The following is a 20,437-nucleotide window of genomic DNA, read 5'->3' on the forward strand; positions in this document are numbered from 1 at the left end:
CATCTACCTTAACTTGATGATTTTTATCTAAATTATCAGGGGATTCCTCAGTGCGCAATATATGGATAGAAGGTAAATAGCGTTTATTTAACCCTATTTTTAACTGATAGTTATAATACTAACGAATCAAAGCCTATAATTGCCTTAACTGATTATCGAGAAAGAGATAATGACCAACTACTTTAAGGCAGCTCCACTTCTAACCCGACTCGCCCTTACCTCTATTGCATTTGTGCTACCAGTCGCTCTGGGAACCGTTCTTCTCTTTGTTCTGGCACAGAGCAGCCTGCAGCGAGAAACAACTCGGTCGCTTGAGTCTGGTGTTGTATTACTGGACAGGCTTCTTTGGAATGCAGATGCCGCGGCTCAGAGGGCGTACCCTTTTACTCAAGGGCAATGTGATGAGGTTTTGCCTTACATTCGAGATTTAGTTGTCATTATTCCAGATGTCAGGATGATCACTCTGATTAAAGATGGACGAATATATTGCAACTCTTTGCTAGGGCAAGTCGACACACCCTTACCAGACTATAGGCTAGTTGATAACTCGCTTGTTCTTATGCCAAGTTCTCCTATCAATCCAAAGGAACCCGCACTTAGCTTTGTAATGACTCATGGTTATATAAGTGTTGCCTCTTCAATTGCTGGCTATTATTTGAAAAATATTTTGACTTTGACTAGTCAGGAAAGACTGATTCACTTACAAATTGGTGATTCATGGATAGATAAAACAGGTAAAGTCAGTACAAGCCCAATAAAAAGTACCTTAAGAGTCAATTCCAAGCACTACTCATATTCGTTGAGCGTATGGCTTTCAAAAGATGATTACTTGGACTTTATGATATCTCACAAGCAGTCAGCAATGGTTATCTTGGTTCTCTTCTGTGCGGCAATGGCATGGTATACCTACTGGGTTACAGGAAAACCCGAATCAATGAAGGACAAAATAGAACGAGCTATTCACAACAAAGAGTTTATTCCTTATATCCAGCCATACGTCGATAGTCAATATAGGACTGTGGGTGCGGAAGTCTTAATGCGTTGGGATGACCCTCAAGAAGGTCTTGTACGGCCAGATTTATTCATTCCTTTAGCGGAAGAGTCTGGCTTGATCATCCCAATGACCCAGTCGATTATGACTCAAGTAAGAGATCAAATTGCGCCTCATCAAAAACTATTGAGTGACAACTTCACTATATCATTCAATATTTCGGCTAAGCATTGTGTTAGTTCTGATCTGCTGGAGGATAGCCTAAACTTCCTTGACGCCTTTTCTCATAATCAAGTTCGTTTGTGCTTGGAGTTGACAGAAAGAGAGTTAATAGACAATACGCAGGAAGCTGAAAGCTTGTTTGATGCCTTGCATGAAAACAATATTCAGTTAGCGATTGATGATTTTGGTACAGGGCATTCAAGCTTAAAGTACTTACATCAGTTCCGCTTTGATGTGCTAAAAATTGATCAAAGCTTCATTCGCATGATAGGTACAAATTCTGTGTCTGCACATATCGTTGAAAATTTGCTCGATCTCGCCTCAAGGCTTGGGATGAAAACCGTAGCCGAGGGTGTAGAAACCCTAGAACAAGTCGAATACCTGACTAAACATGATATTCATTGTTTGCAAGGTTACTACTTTGCCAAGCCAATGCCCATTCAAGACTTTATCCAATCAATCCAAAAATCTGACGAATAGGGTTTATGGTTACATTTCAAACATAAAGTAATAGCTGTAGCCCACAATCAAAGCAGGTATCGCAGAATAAAAAGTGGCCACAAGTGCAGCTCTAGGAGCAAGAGCGATAGCAGGGAATAAGGCGTCACCGTCGTTTGATATTGCATTGGCTAACTGTGTCGAAAGTGGAACGGCACCAGAAATATAAAGACTAGTCACTAATATTTGTGGACCACAACCGGGCAGTATGCCGACAGCAAGGCCAACCAAAGGCATCCATTGTCCCCATCCAGAAAAGGCGCTCGCGAGGTCAATATTACCCAAGGCGGTCAACAGTTCAAAGCACATGAACGCGACTATAACCCAAGCAGTAACAAAGTTAGTGTCTTGGGCTGCTTTTTGTAAAGGGTGAGAAGTGACGGTTTTAGTGTCTTCAGATACAGTAGAGCGATAATCCTTGATTTCCTTGGTCAAGGACCAAAGTAACATGCTGATCACTATGAGCATCGCTCCAAGCCATTCCATTGTATCTGAGGGTAAAGTGAGCAGTTGGTTGATGTCGATTTGAAATGATCCCAACACAGCAACGACCGTAGCTGGAATGATCAGCCATTTCCAAAATGCACCTTGAAGGTTAATGGCTGTTTTCTCAAAGTTACTGTGTTGGCTGCTACTAGAGTGGCAGGCTTGACTACTTTCTCCTTCATCCATATTGCACGGGCGTAAGAAATTATCGGCATGAATAGCATTGACCACCCAGCCAGATAGACAACCAACAACAATACCTATACTGACAACTAGTATTCCTATATCAGGCTTACTGGCGATAAGTAAGAAAGCTGCGTCACCCATTGTTGACGTCAATACAGCGACAATGGCACCAAATCCCACTTTACCGCTGACAAACTGTGTCGTTACAATGATGGCACCGCCACATCCTGGCAAGGCGCCAAGCAATGAGGCAAACAATACTTGATAGGCTCGAGAACTCTGGTAGAGATTAACGACTTTATTGTCTTTACTCATCCATAGTGAGAGGTAATGATAAATAGCGAGGGTGAAAGCGACATAGGCCGAAACCGCCCAAAAGGCATCCGAAAGCGTAACTACCGTTACCATTCGCGTTGAGTCATTTAAGAGTAAGGCGATTAGTATGGCTGGCAAAAGAAGCCTTTTATAGGCTGGTCGAAATTGAGAAAAGCTAAGCCACGTAGGCAGAGACAAAGAGAGTCTAACCGAATTCATTGAATCACAAATGCAAATGATAATGCTTATCAATTTAGTTTTATGTGACACTATTTGCAACAAAAATTTGTGATTTGCGCATTTATTTTTTCTAACCCATGACAAATCTCAAAATTCAGGTAAAGTATCCCGCTTTGTGAGTAATTGCCCAATATGGGCCTATTTTAGTCGTAGTAGGAAAAAAGATGATTCTAGTTGTAGGTCACAAGAACCCTGATAGTGACAGTATCTGTAGTGCTTTAGTGGCCACCGAGCTACTAAAAGCACGTGGTGTGGATGCCATGCCTATTCGCCAAGGTGAAATAAACCGCGAAACTCAACATATTCTTGAAGTTGCTGGGGCTGAGCTACCAGAACTTCGCACTTCTGTTGCGGGTGAAAAAATTTGGTTAGTTGATTACTCAGATTTAGCACAAGCACCGGATGATGTCGCTGAGGCAGAAATTTTGGGCATTGTTGACCATCACAGACTCGGCGATGTGATGACGATTAACCCGATGGAAGCTTGGATCTGGCCGGTAGGCTGCACCAACACTGTACTTTTCAACATGTTTAAAATTGAAGGGCATGAAATCACACCTCAAATTGCGAAGTTGATGATGTCTGCTATTTTGTCTGATACCGTTGGTTTTGCTTCTCCAACCTGTACACAAAAAGACAAAGATGCAGTAGAAGAGTTAGCTAAAATAGCAGATGTTTGTGACATCGACTCTTTTATAAAAGATTTGTTGATTGCAAAAACCAATATCGAAGGGCTATCTGCTGCTGAGTTAGTCGAGAAAGACCTGAAAGGCTACCCGTTCAATGGCCGTGATGTTGTGGTAGGTCAGGTTGAACTGGCAACTCTAGAACAGGTTGATGGAATGATTGATGCGCTAGAGCGAGATCTAGAGCGTCGCTGTGCGCAAGATAACCTCGCTTTTGCTGCAGTTATGTTGACCGATATTACGACAGCCAAAACTCGACTATTGTATAAGGGTGAGTGGGCAGAAAAGCTGGCTAAACATGAGTGTGATGGCATGCTTATGATGGAAAACACCTTGAGCCGTAAGAAGCAAGGTTGGCCTTGGCTGCAAACTGAACTCGTATAAATACCTAGTCAATATCGTCAAGCGCCTGCAGAAATGTGGGCGTTTTATTTAAGGAAAAACTCAATGTCACAATCACTTTCACCACAAGAGATTGAATCTGTGCTTAAAATGCGAGAAGACGAGCGATTTAGCTACACAATAAAAGAAATCGTTAAGCACAAGAAAGTTTGGATACTCACCGATGAGCATGGTTGTGTCATGCTAAACACTGAAGATGAAGACTGTGTTCCTGTTTGGCCTCATCAAGAATTTGCTAGCTTATGGGCGACAGGAGACTGGGAGCACTGTAAAGCAGAATGTATTTCAACAGCCAAGTGGTTCAGTCGTTGGACACATGGCCTAGAAGACGATGAGTTGTCAGTGGTGGTTTTCCCTAACCAGAACGAAGAAGGGTTAGTTGTATACCCAGATGAATTTGAGTTTGAACTGAGAAAGGCAGAGAAAAAACGTTAGTTGATTTACTCATTCTCAATTAGGTGACATTAGTAGGCGATAAGCTTATACAGTTTTGTTGATTTCGCGTCACTGACTGCATTTTTCAATACGCCTTGGCGCTGATAGCGATTGAGCACGGTATCGATAGCTTGTTTTGTCTCGACAAAGCTCATTCCTGATTTCAGTTCTGGTTCGTAAAGCATTTTAAGCAAAATAACGTCTAAAGGTGAAAGCAGATCTTCGGGCGTTTCATCATTAAATATTGAAGGGTAGGCAGCTTCTGAGTCATTGGGTAGCCCCATTGCTTGGGTGACCTCTTCGACAATACACGCAAGCAGTTTGCCATGTTCTCTCGCTTGGTCGACGGGTATAATAATGACCGCCGAGTCGATTTCATTGGTTTTCTTGTTGGTCCGATATCCTGCTTTACATATTGCTCCGTGAGCGTATTTTAGTGCTTCCTCCCCCAGTTCTCGCCTAATATCATTTTGCCACTTTGATTGCTGAGTATAGATCCACACAACATTTGCGTCGGCTCGTTTCGAAACTCGTTTTATTGGGTGTCCTGTAATCGAGGAGAGATCATGAATATGGGTATTGGCTAGGCGATCATGCAAAGCTTGATCAGCAACCTTATGATCAATCCAGATACGGATAGGCTTATTCCATTTGGTTAGGCGCTGGATATTCTGCGAATATTCATTTTTTAATGCGACCTCCAAGAAGGCTTTTTTAACAAACTTAGCATCTAGCCAAGTTTGGTTTGCACAGAAGGCGTTGCTAGTTGTCCCCAAGCTAAGTAACAGCCCTAAGACCATCCTTGGTCTACATAGCATTGCCTTGAGCCTCTATTTAAAACATGTGGCTTTGTTGAAATGGCTCTCAAGCATGCGCTGAGTGATAATATTGTCCGGACAGGTTAAGATCTCCTGAGTATTGCCCGCTTCAACGACCTTACCGTCATGCATTACCATAACTTGGTCTGTGATGTGTTTCACCACGCCCAAATGCTGCGACACATAAATAAAGGATACGCCCATTTCTTCCTGCAGCTCTAGGAATAGGTTAATGATCTGAGAGCGCATCGCCATGTCTAACCCGTTTAGCGCCTCGTCTGCAACTATGATTGAAGGTTGCAGGATTAAAGCTCGGGCTAAGCATATTCTTTGTTTTTGACCTGCCGCGAGCATCTGAGGGTAAAAATAAGCGTGTTCAGGAAGTAACCCCACTTTGAGTAACACATCTTTTACTCTCGACATTCTAGCTTCGGGTGTCATCTCGGTGTTTCGTTTCAGCGGTCCTTCAAGAAGATGACCAATTTGTAGCCGTGGATTGAGAGATGTATTAGGATCTTGGAATATCATCCTGATTAGCTTACAGCGGGTAGAGTAATCTTTGTGCTCTAATCTCTCACCATTAACTTTTATCTCACCTTCAGTCGGTTCAATGACTCCCGCAAGCATTCTAGCAAGTGTTGATTTGCCTGAACCATTTTGACCAATTAAGCCTAATGTTTGTCCTACTTCAAGTCTAAAACTGACGGGTTTCACGGCTTGATGGACCTTTTTATGGAAAAGACCTGCTCTGGTGACAAAGGTTTTACTAAGCTGATTGACTTCTAATAAGGCACTCATACTTTTTTCTTCTCCATGTTCAGCGGGAAGTGGCAGGCGAATTTGTGCGTTTTTATTCGACGGGTTTTTGGCATTTCAACGCATTGGCGCTGTGCATGTGGACAACGTGGCCCGAGCCTACACCCAATGGGTAAGTGCTGTAACGGAGGTATGGCTCCCGGTAGAGACTCTAGTTTCTGTTTGTGCGGAATGTTTTCGCTAAAATCTGGCATTGCTTTAAGCAAAGCGACGGTATAAGGGTGCTTGGGTTGTACAAGAATCTTTTTCGTGTCGGCTGATTCTACAGATTGACCACAGTACATGACGGTAATTCTCGTTGCCCACTGCGTTATTGTCGTAAGATCATGTCCTATCAGCATGATTGACGTGTTATTGATCTGGTTCATACGACTGAGCAAACGCAAGATTTGCGATTGAGTGATAGGATCAAGATCATTGGTCGGTTCATCAGCGATAAGGAGTTTTGGTTTAGCCGCGATCGCCATGGCTATCATAACCATTTGACACTCACCATCGGTAAGCTCATAGGGATAGCTTGACATGATCTCGACGTGATTCTTAATTCCTACTTTGTGCAATAAGGTAATCGCCTGCTTTTTACGCCATTTAAACCGCTCCCACCATTTGCCGGAGAATGAATGCGAAGGTATGGATTCGATTAACTGACGGCCGACTTCTTCTGATGGATCAAGACAAGTAGATGGCTCTTGAAATATCATCGCGATATCTCTGGCGATGACTCGTCGGCGCTCTTTGGGTGTGAGCTGCAACAAATCGACATTACCTAGCCGCATCCGGTCAGCAGTGACTTTCCAGTTTTCTTTACAAACACCGACAATCGCTTTTGCGACAAGACTTTTACCTGATCCTGATTCTCCAACTAAGCCACGGATCTCTCCTTCATTCATGGTAAGACTCATGCGATCGACCGCCTTCACTAACCCCTGAGGAGTCTCAATTTCTATCGTTAAATGGCGAATATCCAGTAATGGCATTATTCTATCCCTGCATTGAGTGCTTGGCGGGCCCCTTCACCAACAAGGTTTATTACTATGACGATGAACATTATGGCTAATCCAGGTAAGGTAACGGTCCAAGGTGCTAGGTAAATCAATTCAACGGAATCACCGAGCACGGCACCCCATTCTGTGCTGGGAGCTTGAGCTCCTAATCCTAAAAAGCCTAGTGCTGTGATATCTAAAATGGCAATAGAGAGCGCAAGAGTGACTTCTGATGCGATAACGACCAGTATGTTGGGCAATATAGAGTTCCAAAGTAGATAAAAGTCGTTTGCACCATCAAGGCGTGCGGCGATGATATAGTCTTTTTCAACTTCGGTGTGCACGGCAATATAAATGGAGCGAACAAACCGGGGTATCAAGGCTAAACATATCGCAAGAAGAATATTAAACTCACCAAAGCCAAGAAAAGCGACAAATATAATCGCGAGCAGAAGTGAAGGAATCGACATTATGGTATCGAGCAAGTGATTGAGCACGCTCGACAGCAGACCCTTCGTCATACCAGCTAAAATACCTATCAAACAACCTACGACCGTTGCGACAAGTGTAATGATAACTGCGGCACCGAAAGTAAGCTGAGACCCGAGAATTAAACGTGAAAGAATGTCTCTGCCTAAATCGTCCGTTCCCAAGAAATATTCCACGGTACCAGCCGGATTCCAAGAAGGTGGAATCAATAGTTCACCGGTTTGAGCTTGAGGATCATGTGGCGTGAGCCAAGGTGAGGTGAGGGTAACGATGACGATAATTCCAAGACACCAGAGGCCAAACATTGCAAGTCCATTCGAACGGTAACTGCGCCAGAATCGTTCAAATTGCTTAGGGATACGTTCTTCCTGATAAATATTATCGGTTAGCATACCACTCTTTCCTTACTAACGGGTTGACCATAGCGCCCATTAGATCCGATAAAATATTAGCCGTCAGTACCAAGGTTGCCACGACCATGACTCCTGCCTGAATCGATACATAGTCTTCATTAGATAAAGCGTCTAGTAGCCATCGACCAATCCCAGGCCAGTTGAAAATAGATTCAGTGATAATGGCGAGTGTTAACATGCTGGATAATTGCACACCGATCTTGGGAATGATAGGTGGAATGGCGTTTCGTAACACATGTTGGGTGACGATTTCGTAGGTCGCAAGACCTTTAATTTTTGCTGCTCGAATATAGTTCTGACTCATGACATCGGCAACAGACGCCCTCATCAAACCGATAACTTGGGTTGTCGGTGTTAGGGCAAGCACTAAGCATGGCAATATAAGATGCTCGAGCACGCTTTTAAGTGCGTCTGCACGGTATTCACCTTGAGTTAAAAATGAGTCAATGATTGCAAATCCGGTAAAGTGGTCGATTTCATATAGAAGGTCGTAACGCCCTGCAACTGGGAAGAATTCAAAGTGGAGCGAAAACGCCATGATCATGAGCAGTGCAACCCAGAAGATAGGTGCAGAATAACCTGACATAGAAGTAAATGAGATAGCAGTATCGATCCATTTCCCTTGCTTCATACCAGCCAGTGTCCCAATTGGAATACCGATCAAAAGAGAGAAAACGAAGGCGATCAAGCATAATTCAAGGGTTGCTGGAAAGACGACAGCGAGCTCCTCTGCTATTGGTACGCCATTTTTGTTGACGCCAAAATTGAGGTGCATTAATTCACCTACATAGGTCATCCAGCCTTGCCAAAAACTCTCCATAAGCCATGGCGAATCAGGATCTAACCTGAGTAAGCTAAAGCCAACCATAGACAGAATAAGCAAGGTGATAATAAACAGATTAAAGCGTTTGAGTGTGTAGAGAAACATTATTTTATCCTCTCTACGGTATCAAAAGGTTGGACATTAAACGGGCTAACTTTGAATCCTTCTAATGAGGAATCGTAAGCTTGAAACTGCATTCCATGGCTAAGAGGAATGACAGGAAACTCTTCGTTAAGTATGTTTTGCGCTTGTTTATACAAATTGAGTCGATAGCGTGGTTTGTCGACCTCAAGGGCTAGATCGAGCAAAAAGTCGAAATCAGCATTACACCAACTGGAGACGTTAAGGCCCACTTTCTTAGAATCACAAGACAGTAAAGGTCTTAGGAAGTTATCTGGGTCTCCCGTATTGGCGATCCAGCCGGTCAGATAGAGGTCAACTTCTTGGTTATTGGCAACATCAGTTCGATCGAATCGATCGTCTGTGAGTAGTTTTAACTTGATGCCAATATCGGCAAAATTTGCTTGGATTAATTCGGCTGTTTTTCTTGGGCTAGGGTTATAAGCTCTTGGCTCAAGTGAGACTGACATAGTTAACTCTAAACCTTTGCCGAATCCTGCTTCCTTGAGCAAAGCAATGGCGTAGTTTCTGTCGTAGCGAATTTGGACACTGTCTTTCAAATAGGCCCAAGAGTTAGGTGGAAGTACCGAGTACGCTTGGCTGCCAGTACCATAATAGACAGATTCAAGTATGTTCTGGCGATTGATGGCATAGTTTAGCGCTTTTCTCACTCTAGCATCACTGAGTGCAGGGTTAGTGGTGTTGACGGCGATAAAGGATATATTCATCGCCGGCTTTACCATAAGCTTGATACTTTCTTGCTGCTTAATGGTAGGAATTTGGCTTGATAGGGGGGAGCTTAATACGTCACATTCATTCCGCAGTAGCTTGGCTAAAGTTCCGGTGCCGCGATGAGAAATATCGAACACGATTTGACTCATTTTAGGCTGGCCTTGCCAATAGCTATTGTTACGTTTGAGTCGTATCAGATCGTTAACCTGATAATCGTTTAAGTAAAACGGCCCAGTACCGACAGGGTGGCTGTCTATTTTAGGTTTGTCATCGGCGAGCGTGAGGCTTCGTGCATATTCTGCCGAATGAATAACTGCATGGCTAGTCGCGATATTAGATAAAAAAGTATTGTCTGGACGACTCAAAGTAAAGCGCACTTGATGATCTGAGAGTGCTTTAACATCGAGCAAAAGGTTTTGGAAATCAATACCGCTAAACCAAGGGTAGAGCCCGCTGCCTACATTATGATAAGGGTGCTTCTCATCGATAATACGCTTGAAACTAAAGACCACATCTTCAGAGTTCAATGTGCGTGTTGGTGAAAACCATGGCGTAGTTTGAAAAGAAACGTCTTTGCGTAAATCAAACACATACTCTGTCCCTTCTTTATTTACTGACCAACGGGTTGCAAGATTTGCCACTGGCTTGAAATTATTAGGATCAAGAGTTAAAAGCGTATCGAAAATTTGCGGGCTTAGGGTTTCGGAAGTGATCCCACTATCGACCAGTTGTGGATTAAAACTGTCAGGGCCACCCTGGCCGCAGTAGACGAAGCCAGTTTTACGAATCTTATTGTGATCAATGCCATCACCACAAGCGGAGAGTAAGGTAAGGCCACACAGACTTAATGTCAGTTGAATAAATGCTTTCATAGCGAGAACGATTGTTATAGGCGAAGCACGATATAACGTGCCATTATGCCCTAATAGTTCAGTAATTTACCATTGTTAGTTAGGGTTTATTGACTTTTATGTTCAACAAGACAAATCAGCTCACAGTTGAAATGTCATACTTTCTTATCATGCCTCTTAGCTGATGATAGCTCAGACCTAGCATATCGGCAGCTTTACGTTGGTTAAACTTGCTCTGCGCTAATGCCGCATTTAGTAAGTCGATATCTTGATCTTGCTGCCATGTTTTATAGTCCATTGGGAAGTGATAGCTGGCTGTGTTTGTTTCTGCGGGCGCTTGTTCCTCATCAATCGGTTGGGCTTCTTGCCACTGATTGATGAAGGGGTCGAATATGAGGCTATGGATAGGCTCGTGGTGACGGCCATTTTGGTAAACGGCTCTTTCAACAACATTCTTTAATTCACGCACATTTCCCGGCCATTGATAGTCAAGTAGTGCTTGCTCTGCGTGTTGTGAGAAACCAACAAAGTATTCGAGGTCAAGTTCACGACACATCTTAATAGCGTAATATTCTGCTAGTAAAAGAATGTCTGCTTTTCTTTGGCGCAGCGGCGGAAGATGAATCACGTCAAAAGCAAGCCTATCAAGCAGATCAGCTCGAAAGCTACCTTGTGCGGCCATTTCAGGTAGGTTGGCATTGGTGGCACAAACGAGGCGAACATTAGCGTTGAGGAGTTGGTGTCCGCCCACTCGTTCATATTGACCGTATTCAATCACTCTGAGCAGCTTTTCTTGAACCAAGAGTGGCGCTGTAGCCAGTTCATCAAGAAACAAGGTGCCATTTTCAGCACGTTCAAAGCGACCTTTATGCCTTCCCTTGGAGCCAGTAAAAGCGCCTTGTTCATGGCCGAACAGTTCAGAGTCAATCAGGCCTTCACTTAAAGTTGCACAATTGAGGGAGATGAGGGGCTGGTCCCAGCGTTTGGACAAGTAGTGCAAACGCTGAGCGATAAGCTCTTTACCGGTTCCCCGTTCTCCAATGATAAGTACGGGTCTTTCTATTGAGGCGAGTTTGGAGACTTTGTCGAGGACTTCAAGAAAGGCTGGAGATTCGCCGATAAGGTTTTGTTGCATTCACTCGCTCCGTTGGTGAGATTTACCTAATATTGGTTAAATTCATCATAGATGAATCGCGCTATCAATACAAAATATAGTAAGTGTTTGTTTTTGTTAAGTTTAAGAATTGGCATGTATCTTGGAATAGGAATAAAGGTTACATTCATCTGAATAATGTTGATAATTTGGCTACAACAATGGCCAGAGTATTGGATAAGGAGCTAAGTCATGGGTATTTTCTCTCGTTTTGCTGACATCGTGAATTCAAACATCAGCGCGCTACTGGATAAGGCTGAAGATCCAGAAAAAATGATACGTCTTATCATCCAAGAGATGGAAGACACACTGGTTGAAGTTCGTACTAACTCAGCAAAAGCTTTAGCCGATCAAAAAGAGCTTGCACGTAAAGTTAATGTGATTGATGAACAAATTGATGAGTGGCAAAACAAAGCAACGTTGGCATTGACCAAAGAACGTGAAGATTTGGCCAGAGCCGCTCTGATAGAAAAACAGAAATTGCAAGATATGCTCAAGGGCTTGCACACAGAACAAACGCTAGTTGAAGAGACAATAGAAAAACTAACTGGCGAAATCACCAAGCTGGAAAGTAAAATCACAGAAACTCGCGCCAAACAGCAAGCGCTGGCGATTCGCTCCCAAACCGCGACAGGGCGCCGCGACGTGCAAAAACATCTGCATACAGCGCGTACTTCTGAAGCCATGGCAAAATTTGAGCAGTACTCACGAAAAATTGATGAGCTGGAAGCTGAAGCCGATGTCTATGCGCAATCCGGTGAAGCCAAGTCTTTAGATCAAGAATTCGCTGAACTTAAAGCTCAAGATGAGATTGAAAAAGAGCTTGAAAGCCTAAAGCAGCAAGTCAAAGGTAAAAAGTAATTACTGAGTAAATCAAATCTCACACAAGCTGTTATCGGTAAATCGATAACAGCGCAGAAAAACCGGTTACCATTGCTTAGCTATGGGCAGACAATCGAGCTAAGCGACCCGTATTTAGGAGTTTTATATGTCATCATTTTTTTTAGCAGGGCCATTGATTGTTTTTTTGATTTTTGTGGCACCACTTTGGTTGATATTGCATTACCGCAGCAAGAAAAAAACCGCTGGTGGCCTGTCAGAAGATGATTTTAATCGGCTACAAGCTCTGTCTGAAAAAGCAGAGCAGATGCAAAAACGCGTCGACACTCTTGAGCGAATATTAGATACAGAAACGCCTAACTGGAGACGTCGCTATGAATAACAGAGAGCTGTATAGAGATACACAGAATGGCAAACTTTCTGGTGTATGTGCTGGTATTGCGAACTATTTTGGTTGCGAAGTTTGGCTTATCAGAATCCTAGTCATCTCAGCAGCTCTTTTGGGTGGAAGCTTTCTGGTATTGCTCGCCTATATAGCCATGACCTTTATGATAGAAAAGCAACCTGACAATTATGTGATGTCTCTTAAAGCCGAGCAGGAACACAAGCTGAAAAACAAACCTTGGCAACAAGGCCAGACTCCTGATGAATTGCTTAATACGATTGAAAACGACTTTGAGCAGTTAGAAGGCAAGGTGCGTGAAATAGAAGCATACGTCACCTCTGAGACCTTCAAAGTAGACAAGGAATTTAGTCGTTTATAAATCAATTGTGGGAGCTAAAGTGACATTTAACAGAAAATAACTAATTATTATAATAATTTACTGGTAAGTATTTGGCACTCGTATAATCATTCATCTATCTTTGGCCTTGTTGACCTCTTAGGTTGGTTTTTGCTTTGGCGAACATTCAACCAAAGGACACAGGCCTGAATACTTCTATGTGACTATTGGATGACTGATTATGCAATCAAAGCTATTGCTTCTTGCCGCAGCCGCTTTATTGGGTGGTTGCGGTAAAGAGTTACCTCCCGTTCCTGAACCTGACTCTCGGCCCGCAAAACTCTTTACTGTTTCAGTCGGCAATGCACAATTTGAAAGACATTTTCCCGCTACCTCTGAAGCTGGTGATAAAGCCGTTTTGACCTTTCGAGTTCCCGGCCAACTTCAATCAATAGATGTTTTAGCTGGCCAGCCTGTTGAGAAAGGACAAGTACTGGCAACCTTGAACCCGGATGAATACGCCTTACTTGCCAAGCAAGCGGAAGCCCAATTTCGCCTTGCCGATGTTCAATACGAGCGATATAAAAAATTGCGTATTGATAAAGTTGTGTCTGAGCAAGATTTTGACCAAGCCAAAGCCAATCACAATTCAGCAAAAGCGACGCTAGAACAGGCCCGCGCTAACCTAGGTTACACCAAGCTTATCGCCCCTTATGATGGTACAGTCTCAATTGTACCCGCTGAAACTTATCAATATATCGCCGCAAAACAAGGGGTGATGAACATCCAAACCAATAGTCTGATGAAGGTGCAATTTCAGCTGCCCGATCATCTGTTAAACCGTTTTGCTTCTGGAATTAATCTCACCGCAACCATGAAGTTTGATGCTTTTCCTGAAAAGAGCTACTTACTGGAGTTCCAAGAAGTAGACACAGAAGCAGACCCCAAAACCGGTTCCTACAAAGTAACCATGGTGATGGAGCGTCCGTTGGATATTGGAATCCTTCCCGGAATGGCAGGAGAGGTGAACGTCAAAGTCGATTCTATCGGTGCGACGAAAATTCCAAGCTCCGCAATTTTTGAACAAGACGGCAAAACCTGTGTTTGGCGCGTTGACTCCTCCGGTGTGGTCGAGAAAGTCAGCATAGTACTGGATGACAAGCGTCAGGTGAAAAGTGGCCTTGCTGATGGCGACCTTATCATTATTTCTGGTGTGAACGGCATTGAACCCGGCATTAAGGTGCGAGAGTGGGTTAAGGAGAGAGGACTATAACATGAAGTTATCTATAGGTCTTAGTGCGCTCGCTTGTGCTATCGCTCTTACTGGGTGTGGTAAGAAAGTCGAGTATGTGGACTTTGGTATGCCCAAAGTCAAAGCCGTGCAAGTCAGCAGTGATGTGGAGCAAGACAGTTTATACTTTCCGGCAGTAGCTAATGCCGCCGAACGCGCCCCTTTGAGTTTTCGAGTCTCTGGTGAAGTCAGCAAGCTCAATGTCAAAGAAGGCGACCGAGTGAAAAAAGGCGATGTGCTAGCCGAGCTCGACCCAACTGATTATCAGCTAGATGTTGATAACGCAAGTGCCAAATACTCGGTCATTAATAGTCAATATAAACGCTCAAAACCTTTGGTTGCTAAAGGCTTGCTGGCGCGTTCTCAATTCGATGAAATTGCAGCTAATCGCCTGATCGCTTTGAGTGAATTGGAGCTAGCTCAGCTGAGATTATCTTTCACCAAACTATTGGCGCCTGTGGATGGGATTATTTCACGGGTTAATCTTGATCAATTTGAAAATGTTCAAGTTGGCCAGCAGGTGGTCAATATACACAGTATAGATAGCGTTGAAGTGCTGATTCAACTTCCAGATAGCCTCTACACCAATCAACCTGAGCCAGAGACTTTATCTCGCATCGAAGCCTTGGTAAAAGTGCCAAGTGGTAATGAATACCCAGCAAAGATTAAAGAGTTTACCACAGAGCCAGATCCGAACACGGGCACTTATACCGTTACCTTAGCTCTGCCTATGCCAGAGCAAGAGTACATTTTAGATGGTATGGCAGTAGAGGTGACTACAGATAATTATCAGATTGGTATGAGCCGAAGCAATGGTGTATTGATCCCGATTGAAGCTGTGTTCAATGCCGATGGGGATGATATAGGTAGAGACAATAAATTTGTTTGGCTGCTGGATGAAAACAATACAGTGAGCAAGCAAAAAGTTACCGTTGGCAAAGTCACTAAAACGGATTTGCAAGTGGTTAGCGGTTTGAAAGACCAGCAGCAAGTGGTTGTGGCGGGCATTTCAAGACTACAAGAGGGAATGGAAGTGGAAGTGATTAAGCAGGAGACGGGAAATGAGTGAGCAAGTTAACCATCAGTCTTCGCAAGATGAAAACATTACTGGTATCGCCGCCTATTTCATTCGTAATCGCGTCATTAGCTGGATGATTTCGCTGATTTTCCTTATTGGTGGTGTATCGGCTTTCTTTGGTCTGGGACGCCTAGAAGACCCAGCTTTTACTATCAAAGATGCCATGGTGGTGACCTCTTACCCGGGTGCAACGCCGCAGCAGGTCGAAGAAGAAGTTACATATCCGATTGAAAAAGCCATTCAGCAATTAACCTATGTTGACGAAGTGAATTCCATCTCCAGCCGTGGTTTGTCGCAAATTACGGTCTCGATGAAAAACAATTATGGGCCTGATGATCTGCCGCAAATTTGGGATGAGCTGCGTCGTAAAGTTAATGATCTTAAAGTGCAGCTTCCTCCCGGTGTCAATGATCCAAAAGTGATTGATGACTTTGGCGATGTGTACGGCATCTTGCTGGCGGTGACAGGTGATGGCTACTCATACAAAGAGCTGCTCGATTATGTCGATTATCTGCGTCGAGAGCTGGAATTAATCGATGGTGTGAGTAAGGTATCGGTATCTGGCCAGCAGCAAGAGCAGGTGTTTATTGAAGTCTCGATGAAACGTTTAAGCAGTCTTGGCTTGGCGCCCAATACCTTCTTTAACTTGTTGTCGACCCAAAATGTAGTGTCCGATGCTGGCGCAATTCGAGTCGGCGATGAGTATATCCGCATCCAACCAACGGGAGAGTTTGAAAACGTTGACCAGCTTGGTGACTTGATCATCACCGAAAGTGGTGCTCAGGGTTTGATTTATTTGCGAGATGTAGCCGAAATCAAGCGTGGCTATGTGGACGTTCCTGATAACATCATTACCTTTAACGGCCATCTTGCACTTAACGTCGGCATTTCTTTTGCCCAAGGCGTGAATGTGGTGGAAGTCGGTGAGCGTTTTGATCGCAGACTTGCTGAGCTTAAATACCAACAGCCAGTTGGTGTTGAAATTGCTGAAGTCTATAGCCAGCCCAAAGAAGTCGACAAATCCGTAAGTGGCTTTGTGGTCAGCCTTGGTCAAGCGGTTGCCATCGTTATTATAGTCCTGCTGTTTTTTATGGGGCTTCGCTCTGGCCTATTGATTGGCCTTATTCTGCTGCTGACCGTTTTTGGTACTTTCATTTTCATGAAGTACTTTGCGATTGATCTGCAACGTATATCTCTTGGAGCATTGGTGATCGCGCTTGGTATGTTGGTTGATAACGCCATTGTGGTGGTCGAAGGCATATTAATAGGCACGCAAAAAGGGCGATCGCGAATGCAGGCGGCGACAGATATAGTCACGCAAACTAAATGGCCATTGCTTGGTGCAACCGTGATTGCCGTAACCGCATTTGCGCCAATCGGTTTATCGGAAGATTCAACCGGCGAGTACTGTGGAACCTTATTTACGGTTTTACTTATCTCTTTAATGCTCAGCTGGTTTACCGCTATTTCTTTAACGCCGTTTTTTGCCGATATGTTCTTTAAAGGGCAAAAAATCAATGCTGATGGCGAAGATAACGATCCGTATAAAGGCATGGTGTTTACCCTTTACAAAGGGTTCCTTGAATTTTGTATGAAGCGTGCTTGGCTGACTGTGGTTGTCATGATCTTAGGCCTTGCTGCAAGCATTTATGGCTTTACTTTTGTGAAGCAGTCTTTCTTCCCATCATCGACTACGCCTATGTTTCAGGCCGATATTTGGTTGCCGGAGGGCACGGATATTCGCGCGACCAACACCAAGCTTAAAGCACTGGAGTCTTGGCTATCTGACCAAGAAGGGGTTGAGCATATCACCACTACGGCAGGTAAAGGTTTGCAACGCTTTATGCTGACTTATGCGCCAGAGAAAAGCTATGCTGCTTATGGTGAAATTACGACTCGGGTGAAAAACTACGAGCAGTTGGCAATGCTGATGTCCAACTTTAGGGCGCACGTGGAGCAAAACTTCCCTGAAATCAACTATAAGCTCAAGCAAATTGAGCTTGGCCCAGGCGGCGGCGCAAAAATTGAAGCGCGTGTGATTGGTTCTGATCCTACTGTGCTGCGAAGCATCGCAAAACAGATCGAAGACATTATGCACGCAGACCCAGGTGCGACCAATATTCGTCATGACTGGCGTGAGCGAACTAAAGTGCTAGAGCCGCAATTTAACGAAGGTCAGGCAAGGCGCTATGGCATCACTAAAGCCGATGTCGACGAGTTCTTGGCCATGTCTTTCTCTGGTAAGTCTGTGGGTGTGTATCGTGATGGCACGACTTTAATGCCGATTGTGGCGCGTTTACCGGAAGAAGAGCGGATTGATATTCGCAACATCGAAGGCATGAAGATCTGGAGCCCAGCGTTGAGTGAATACATTCCACTTCAGCAAGTCACCTTAGGTTATGACATGCGTTGGGAAGACCCGATCATAGTGCGTAAAAACCGCAAGCGTATGTTGACTGTGATGGCAGACCCAGACTTGCTCGGAGAAGAAACAGCCGCCACATTGCAAAAGAGGCTGCAACCTCAAATTGAGGCGCTTGAACTGCCTTCAGGCTATGCGCTGGAGTGGGGCGGGGAGTATGAGTCATCTGGTGATGCGCAAGCCTCGCTCTTTACCACTATGCCGATGGGTTACTTATTTATGTTCCTCATCACTGTGTTCTTGTTTAACACAGTCAAAGAGCCACTGATTGTGTGGCTCACAGTACCATTGGCCATCATAGGTGTAACAACCGGGCTTCTTGCGCTGAATACACCATTTGGCTTTATGGCGCTGCTGGGTTTCTTGAGCCTGTCAGGTATGCTGCTGAAAAACGGTATTGTTCTCTTGGACCAAATTGAGATCGAGATGCAGTCAGGCAAAGATCCTTACCTTGCGGTAGTGGATGCTTCGCTAAGCCGTGTGCGCCCAGTGTGCATGGCGGCAATCACGACGATTTTGGGCATGATCCCGCTACTGCCTGATATCTTCTTCAAACCCATGGCGGTGACCATAATGTTTGGATTAGGGTTTGCCACCGTATTGACTCTAATTGTTGTGCCAGTGCTCTATCGAATTTTCCATAAAGTACAAGTACCAAGTTAATTGAATTGAGATAGAAAAGCGCCTTCACAGTGAGGCGCTAATCACAAGTGAAGTAGGAAAGAAAAATGGATACCACATGCGCTTGGGCGATGAATCATCCGCTCGAAAGAGACTATCACGACAAAGAATGGGGCGTTCCCGTTTATGACGACCGAGTTTTGTTTGAGTTTATTACCCTAGAAGGCGCACAAGCGGGCTTAAGTTGGATCACGATTTTGAAAAAGCGAGAAGGTTACCGAGCGGCATTTCAAAACTATGATATCGACAAATTGGCCAAGTGTGATGAATCATCGGTCGAAGCGATCATCAACCAATTTGATGTGGTTAAGCACAAAGGAAAAATCAACTCAGTCTTTAGTAACGCACGCGCCGCAAAGGCTCTGATTAAAGAATACGGCAGCCTATCAAACGCCTTGTGGCAGTTTGTCGATGGCAAACCCATAGTCAACCACTGGAGCGCCATGGAGCAAGTCCCCGCTTCCACAGAACAATCCAAAGCCATGAGTAAATTTTTAAAAAAGAATGGTTTTAAATTCGTCGGCGAAACCATCTGCTACGCCTTTATGCAAGCGGTCGGCATGGTCAATGACCATTTGCTGGAGTGCCCGAAGAGGGGAGTCGAGTGAGAGGTTCATTCATTGTCGCAACCATTAGACTTAGATAGGTTCCCGTCATATTCCTCCCTAGTTCTTGGGACTATTGTCTACGTAACAGGAACTTTCTTAAATCTCTTTCTGAGCGCATAACGTGCAGAATAAATACCATGTCATCTTCTTGTTTGTAGAAAATACGGCACGGATTAACAATAACTTCACGATAATTTAAATGTTTGAGCTCAGCAATAATGGGTCCAGATTCAGGAAAAGCTTCTAGGCGCTCTACTTTGGAAAATATTGTTTGAACCAACCGTTTTGCCATTTGAACATTTTCAAGTGCGATGTATTCAGCGATATCATTCAGATCAGATAGTGCAGGATCCGTCCAAATTACTTGAGCCATTTTGCCATTTTTTCCTTAGCTTCTTGATGACTAACAACGTCGCCATCCGCTAATGCACGTTCACCCCGAGCAATCCCCTCAAGAATCGCTAATCGATTTTGCATAAATTCATAGTCTTCAACATCAATTAAATACGCTGAGGGTTTACCATGTTCGGTAATTAAGACAGGCTCTTTCGTATCGTGGAGATCTGCAAGAATTTTAGTTGCTTGACGTTTAAGCGAGGTAACGAGTTCTACTTTCATAACAGCGGCTCCAAAGAAACACAAAAGTGATACTATTCTATCACTTTGAGTATAGCAAGCGTTGACTCTACAGTGAAACCTGAACAATGTATGCACCAGTTAAGTATTTTGGAACGAATAAGTAATATACCAATAGTTGATGGAAAAAGTTGTGGTGCGATAGGTTTAGGTGGGACAACCATACTTATTTGGTACTTTTGGTGTGTGTTCTTGTTATACTTTATTCATTTATCCAAAAGTCTAAGTTTTTTTTGATGAGATTAAGACTATCAACAACCATAGCAATACTAAAAACTGCTGTGGCAAGAGATAGCATAGACATAGACCAATGTGGTATCAAGCCAACAGTTAATTGAACTATTGCAGAAATAATCGTTAGTATTATAGCTAAATAAAGAATATCTTTTAATTCAATCAGAGGTTGAAGTAGCTTTACCTTGGGGTTCAACTTTGACTGGACTTTGACTCTAATGCCGTTCACTTAAGGTGAGCGGCATTGTTTTTTCTGGGGTATCGGC

Annotated in this window: 20 protein-coding genes; 10 read left to right on the forward strand and 10 right to left on the reverse strand. The window is 43.8% G+C overall.

The genetic code is table 11. The features are described from left to right. Positions 1 to 169: 169 nt before the first annotated feature. On the forward strand, positions 170 to 1,693 hold the full coding sequence (locus AAFM34_RS16070; RefSeq protein ID WP_341664525.1) for an EAL domain-containing protein: 1,524 nt from the start codon (positions 170 to 172) through the stop codon (positions 1,691 to 1,693). Between the two features lie 9 nt (positions 1,694 to 1,702). Here AAFM34_RS16070 and AAFM34_RS16075 read toward each other — a convergent pair whose 3' ends face one another. Beyond that, complete coding sequence (locus AAFM34_RS16075; protein ID WP_341664526.1) at positions 1,703 to 2,917, reverse strand: putative manganese transporter; 1,215 nt, start codon at positions 2,915 to 2,917, stop codon at positions 1,703 to 1,705. A gap of 185 nt (positions 2,918 to 3,102) precedes the next feature. On the opposite strand from AAFM34_RS16075, the gene AAFM34_RS16080 reads away from it, so the two are divergent. Together AAFM34_RS16080 and AAFM34_RS16085 are read left to right on the forward strand one after the other, a co-directional pair. Then, the gene (locus AAFM34_RS16080; protein ID WP_341664527.1) at positions 3,103 to 4,008 is read left to right on the forward strand and encodes a manganese-dependent inorganic pyrophosphatase; all 906 of its coding nucleotides are present in this window, start codon (positions 3,103 to 3,105) and stop codon (positions 4,006 to 4,008) included. Positions 4,009 to 4,071: 63 nt separating this feature from the next. Further along, positions 4,072 to 4,461, forward strand: a complete 390-nt coding sequence (locus AAFM34_RS16085) for a DUF2750 domain-containing protein (RefSeq protein WP_341664528.1) — start codon at positions 4,072 to 4,074, stop codon at positions 4,459 to 4,461. 29 nt (positions 4,462 to 4,490) lie between these two features. On the opposite strand, the gene AAFM34_RS16090 is transcribed toward AAFM34_RS16085, so the two are convergent. The 7 genes from AAFM34_RS16090 to pspF form a co-directional block, all read right to left on the reverse strand. After that, positions 4,491 to 5,279 carry a DUF2927 domain-containing protein gene (locus AAFM34_RS16090; RefSeq protein WP_341664529.1) on the reverse strand — a complete coding sequence of 263 codons (789 nt, stop codon included), beginning with the start codon at positions 5,277 to 5,279 and terminating at the stop codon, positions 4,491 to 4,493. A 12-nt stretch (positions 5,280 to 5,291) separates the two neighbouring features. Beyond that, a complete protein-coding gene (locus AAFM34_RS16095) occupies positions 5,292 to 6,077 on the reverse strand; it encodes an ATP-binding cassette domain-containing protein (protein WP_341664530.1) in 786 nt (261 codons plus the stop codon). After that, positions 6,074 to 7,072 carry an oligopeptide/dipeptide ABC transporter ATP-binding protein gene (locus tag AAFM34_RS16100; protein WP_341664531.1) on the reverse strand — a complete coding sequence of 333 codons (999 nt, stop codon included), beginning with the start codon at positions 7,070 to 7,072 and terminating at the stop codon, positions 6,074 to 6,076. The genes AAFM34_RS16095 and AAFM34_RS16100 overlap by 4 nt, the downstream gene beginning before the upstream one ends. Then, a complete protein-coding gene (gene sapC / locus AAFM34_RS16105; RefSeq protein ID WP_341664532.1) occupies positions 7,072 to 7,959 on the reverse strand; it encodes a putrescine export ABC transporter permease SapC in 888 nt (295 codons plus the stop codon). The genes AAFM34_RS16100 and sapC overlap by 1 nt, the downstream gene beginning before the upstream one ends. After that, on the reverse strand, positions 7,946 to 8,908 hold the full coding sequence (locus AAFM34_RS16110; RefSeq protein WP_341664533.1) for an ABC transporter permease subunit: 963 nt from the start codon (positions 8,906 to 8,908) through the stop codon (positions 7,946 to 7,948). The genes sapC and AAFM34_RS16110 overlap by 14 nt, the downstream gene beginning before the upstream one ends. Then, the gene (locus AAFM34_RS16115) at positions 8,908 to 10,527 is read right to left on the reverse strand and encodes an ABC transporter substrate-binding protein (protein WP_341664534.1); all 1,620 of its coding nucleotides are present in this window, start codon (positions 10,525 to 10,527) and stop codon (positions 8,908 to 8,910) included. The genes AAFM34_RS16110 and AAFM34_RS16115 overlap by 1 nt, the downstream gene beginning before the upstream one ends. A gap of 115 nt (positions 10,528 to 10,642) precedes the next feature. Beyond that, positions 10,643 to 11,641 carry a phage shock protein operon transcriptional activator gene (gene pspF / locus AAFM34_RS16120; RefSeq protein WP_341664535.1) on the reverse strand — a complete coding sequence of 333 codons (999 nt, stop codon included), beginning with the start codon at positions 11,639 to 11,641 and terminating at the stop codon, positions 10,643 to 10,645. 210 nt (positions 11,642 to 11,851) lie between these two features. On the opposite strand from pspF, the gene pspA reads away from it, so the two are divergent. The 7 genes from pspA to AAFM34_RS16155 all read left to right on the forward strand — a co-directional run bounded on the left by pspA (position 11,852) and on the right by AAFM34_RS16155 (position 19,301). Next, positions 11,852 to 12,520, forward strand: coding sequence for a phage shock protein PspA (gene pspA / locus AAFM34_RS16125; RefSeq protein ID WP_341664536.1), 669 nt, complete (start codon positions 11,852 to 11,854; stop codon positions 12,518 to 12,520). A 127-nt stretch (positions 12,521 to 12,647) separates the two neighbouring features. Further along, positions 12,648 to 12,881 carry an envelope stress response membrane protein PspB gene (gene pspB, locus AAFM34_RS16130; RefSeq protein WP_341664537.1) on the forward strand — a complete coding sequence of 78 codons (234 nt, stop codon included), beginning with the start codon at positions 12,648 to 12,650 and terminating at the stop codon, positions 12,879 to 12,881. Continuing rightward, entirely contained in the window at positions 12,874 to 13,263 is a 390-nt protein-coding gene (pspC, locus tag AAFM34_RS16135) for an envelope stress response membrane protein PspC (protein WP_341664538.1), read from the forward strand. Before pspB ends, pspC begins: the two co-directional genes overlap by 8 nt. A 199-nt stretch (positions 13,264 to 13,462) precedes the next feature. Then, positions 13,463 to 14,494: an efflux RND transporter periplasmic adaptor subunit gene (locus AAFM34_RS16140; protein ID WP_341664539.1), complete on the forward strand. Its 1,032-nt coding sequence runs from the start codon at positions 13,463 to 13,465 to the stop codon at positions 14,492 to 14,494. A gap of 1 nt (position 14,495) precedes the next feature. Then, positions 14,496 to 15,581 (forward strand): efflux RND transporter periplasmic adaptor subunit, encoded by a 1,086-nt coding sequence (locus AAFM34_RS16145; protein WP_341664540.1) that lies wholly within the window; start codon positions 14,496 to 14,498, stop codon positions 15,579 to 15,581. Then, positions 15,574 to 18,675 (forward strand): efflux RND transporter permease subunit, encoded by a 3,102-nt coding sequence (locus AAFM34_RS16150; protein ID WP_341664541.1) that lies wholly within the window; start codon positions 15,574 to 15,576, stop codon positions 18,673 to 18,675. The genes AAFM34_RS16145 and AAFM34_RS16150 overlap by 8 nt, the downstream gene beginning before the upstream one ends. Positions 18,676 to 18,740: 65 nt before the next feature. Next, complete coding sequence (locus tag AAFM34_RS16155) at positions 18,741 to 19,301, forward strand: DNA-3-methyladenine glycosylase I (RefSeq protein WP_341664542.1); 561 nt, start codon at positions 18,741 to 18,743, stop codon at positions 19,299 to 19,301. 70 nt (positions 19,302 to 19,371) lie between these two features. On the opposite strand, the gene AAFM34_RS16160 is transcribed toward AAFM34_RS16155, so the two are convergent. Both AAFM34_RS16160 and AAFM34_RS16165 read right to left on the reverse strand, forming a co-directional pair. Continuing rightward, positions 19,372 to 19,674, reverse strand: coding sequence for a type II toxin-antitoxin system RelE/ParE family toxin (locus tag AAFM34_RS16160; RefSeq protein WP_341664543.1), 303 nt, complete (start codon positions 19,672 to 19,674; stop codon positions 19,372 to 19,374). Continuing rightward, positions 19,662 to 19,919: a type II toxin-antitoxin system Phd/YefM family antitoxin gene (locus AAFM34_RS16165; protein ID WP_341664544.1), complete on the reverse strand. Its 258-nt coding sequence runs from the start codon at positions 19,917 to 19,919 to the stop codon at positions 19,662 to 19,664. The genes AAFM34_RS16160 and AAFM34_RS16165 overlap by 13 nt, the downstream gene beginning before the upstream one ends. Positions 19,920 to 20,437 lie beyond the last annotated feature (518 nt).

The organism is Vibrio sp., assembly GCF_038138445.1.
GTDB lineage: Bacteria > Pseudomonadota > Gammaproteobacteria > Enterobacterales > Vibrionaceae > Vibrio.

Bases quoted from the DNA above. Each gene is read 5' to 3' on its own strand.
- AAFM34_RS16150 (WP_341664541.1), top strand. From the start codon at position 15,574: ATGAGTGAGCAAGTTAACCATCAGTCTTCGCAAGATGAAAACATTACT.
- pspA (WP_341664536.1), top strand. From the start codon at position 11,852: ATGGGTATTTTCTCTCGTTTTGCTGACATCGTGAATTCAAACATCAGC.
- AAFM34_RS16155 (WP_341664542.1), top strand. From the start codon at position 18,741: ATGGATACCACATGCGCTTGGGCGATGAATCATCCGCTCGAAAGAGAC.
- AAFM34_RS16110 (WP_341664533.1), bottom strand. From the start codon at position 8,908: ATGTTTCTCTACACACTCAAACGCTTTAATCTGTTTATTATCACCTTG.
- AAFM34_RS16090 (WP_341664529.1), bottom strand. From the start codon at position 5,279: ATGCTATGTAGACCAAGGATGGTCTTAGGGCTGTTACTTAGCTTGGGG.
- AAFM34_RS16075 (WP_341664526.1), bottom strand. From the start codon at position 2,917: ATGAATTCGGTTAGACTCTCTTTGTCTCTGCCTACGTGGCTTAGCTTT.
- sapC (WP_341664532.1), bottom strand. From the start codon at position 7,959: ATGCTAACCGATAATATTTATCAGGAAGAACGTATCCCTAAGCAATTT.
- pspF (WP_341664535.1), bottom strand. From the start codon at position 11,641: ATGCAACAAAACCTTATCGGCGAATCTCCAGCCTTTCTTGAAGTCCTC.
- AAFM34_RS16070 (WP_341664525.1), top strand. From the start codon at position 170: ATGACCAACTACTTTAAGGCAGCTCCACTTCTAACCCGACTCGCCCTT.
- AAFM34_RS16095 (WP_341664530.1), bottom strand. From the start codon at position 6,077: ATGAGTGCCTTATTAGAAGTCAATCAGCTTAGTAAAACCTTTGTCACC.
- AAFM34_RS16165 (WP_341664544.1), bottom strand. From the start codon at position 19,919: ATGAAAGTAGAACTCGTTACCTCGCTTAAACGTCAAGCAACTAAAATT.
- AAFM34_RS16100 (WP_341664531.1), bottom strand. From the start codon at position 7,072: ATGCCATTACTGGATATTCGCCATTTAACGATAGAAATTGAGACTCCT.
- AAFM34_RS16140 (WP_341664539.1), top strand. From the start codon at position 13,463: ATGCAATCAAAGCTATTGCTTCTTGCCGCAGCCGCTTTATTGGGTGGT.
- AAFM34_RS16085 (WP_341664528.1), top strand. From the start codon at position 4,072: ATGTCACAATCACTTTCACCACAAGAGATTGAATCTGTGCTTAAAATG.
- AAFM34_RS16145 (WP_341664540.1), top strand. From the start codon at position 14,496: ATGAAGTTATCTATAGGTCTTAGTGCGCTCGCTTGTGCTATCGCTCTT.
- AAFM34_RS16160 (WP_341664543.1), bottom strand. From the start codon at position 19,674: ATGGCTCAAGTAATTTGGACGGATCCTGCACTATCTGATCTGAATGAT.
- AAFM34_RS16080 (WP_341664527.1), top strand. From the start codon at position 3,103: ATGATTCTAGTTGTAGGTCACAAGAACCCTGATAGTGACAGTATCTGT.
- pspB (WP_341664537.1), top strand. From the start codon at position 12,648: ATGTCATCATTTTTTTTAGCAGGGCCATTGATTGTTTTTTTGATTTTT.
- AAFM34_RS16115 (WP_341664534.1), bottom strand. From the start codon at position 10,527: ATGAAAGCATTTATTCAACTGACATTAAGTCTGTGTGGCCTTACCTTA.
- pspC (WP_341664538.1), top strand. From the start codon at position 12,874: ATGAATAACAGAGAGCTGTATAGAGATACACAGAATGGCAAACTTTCT.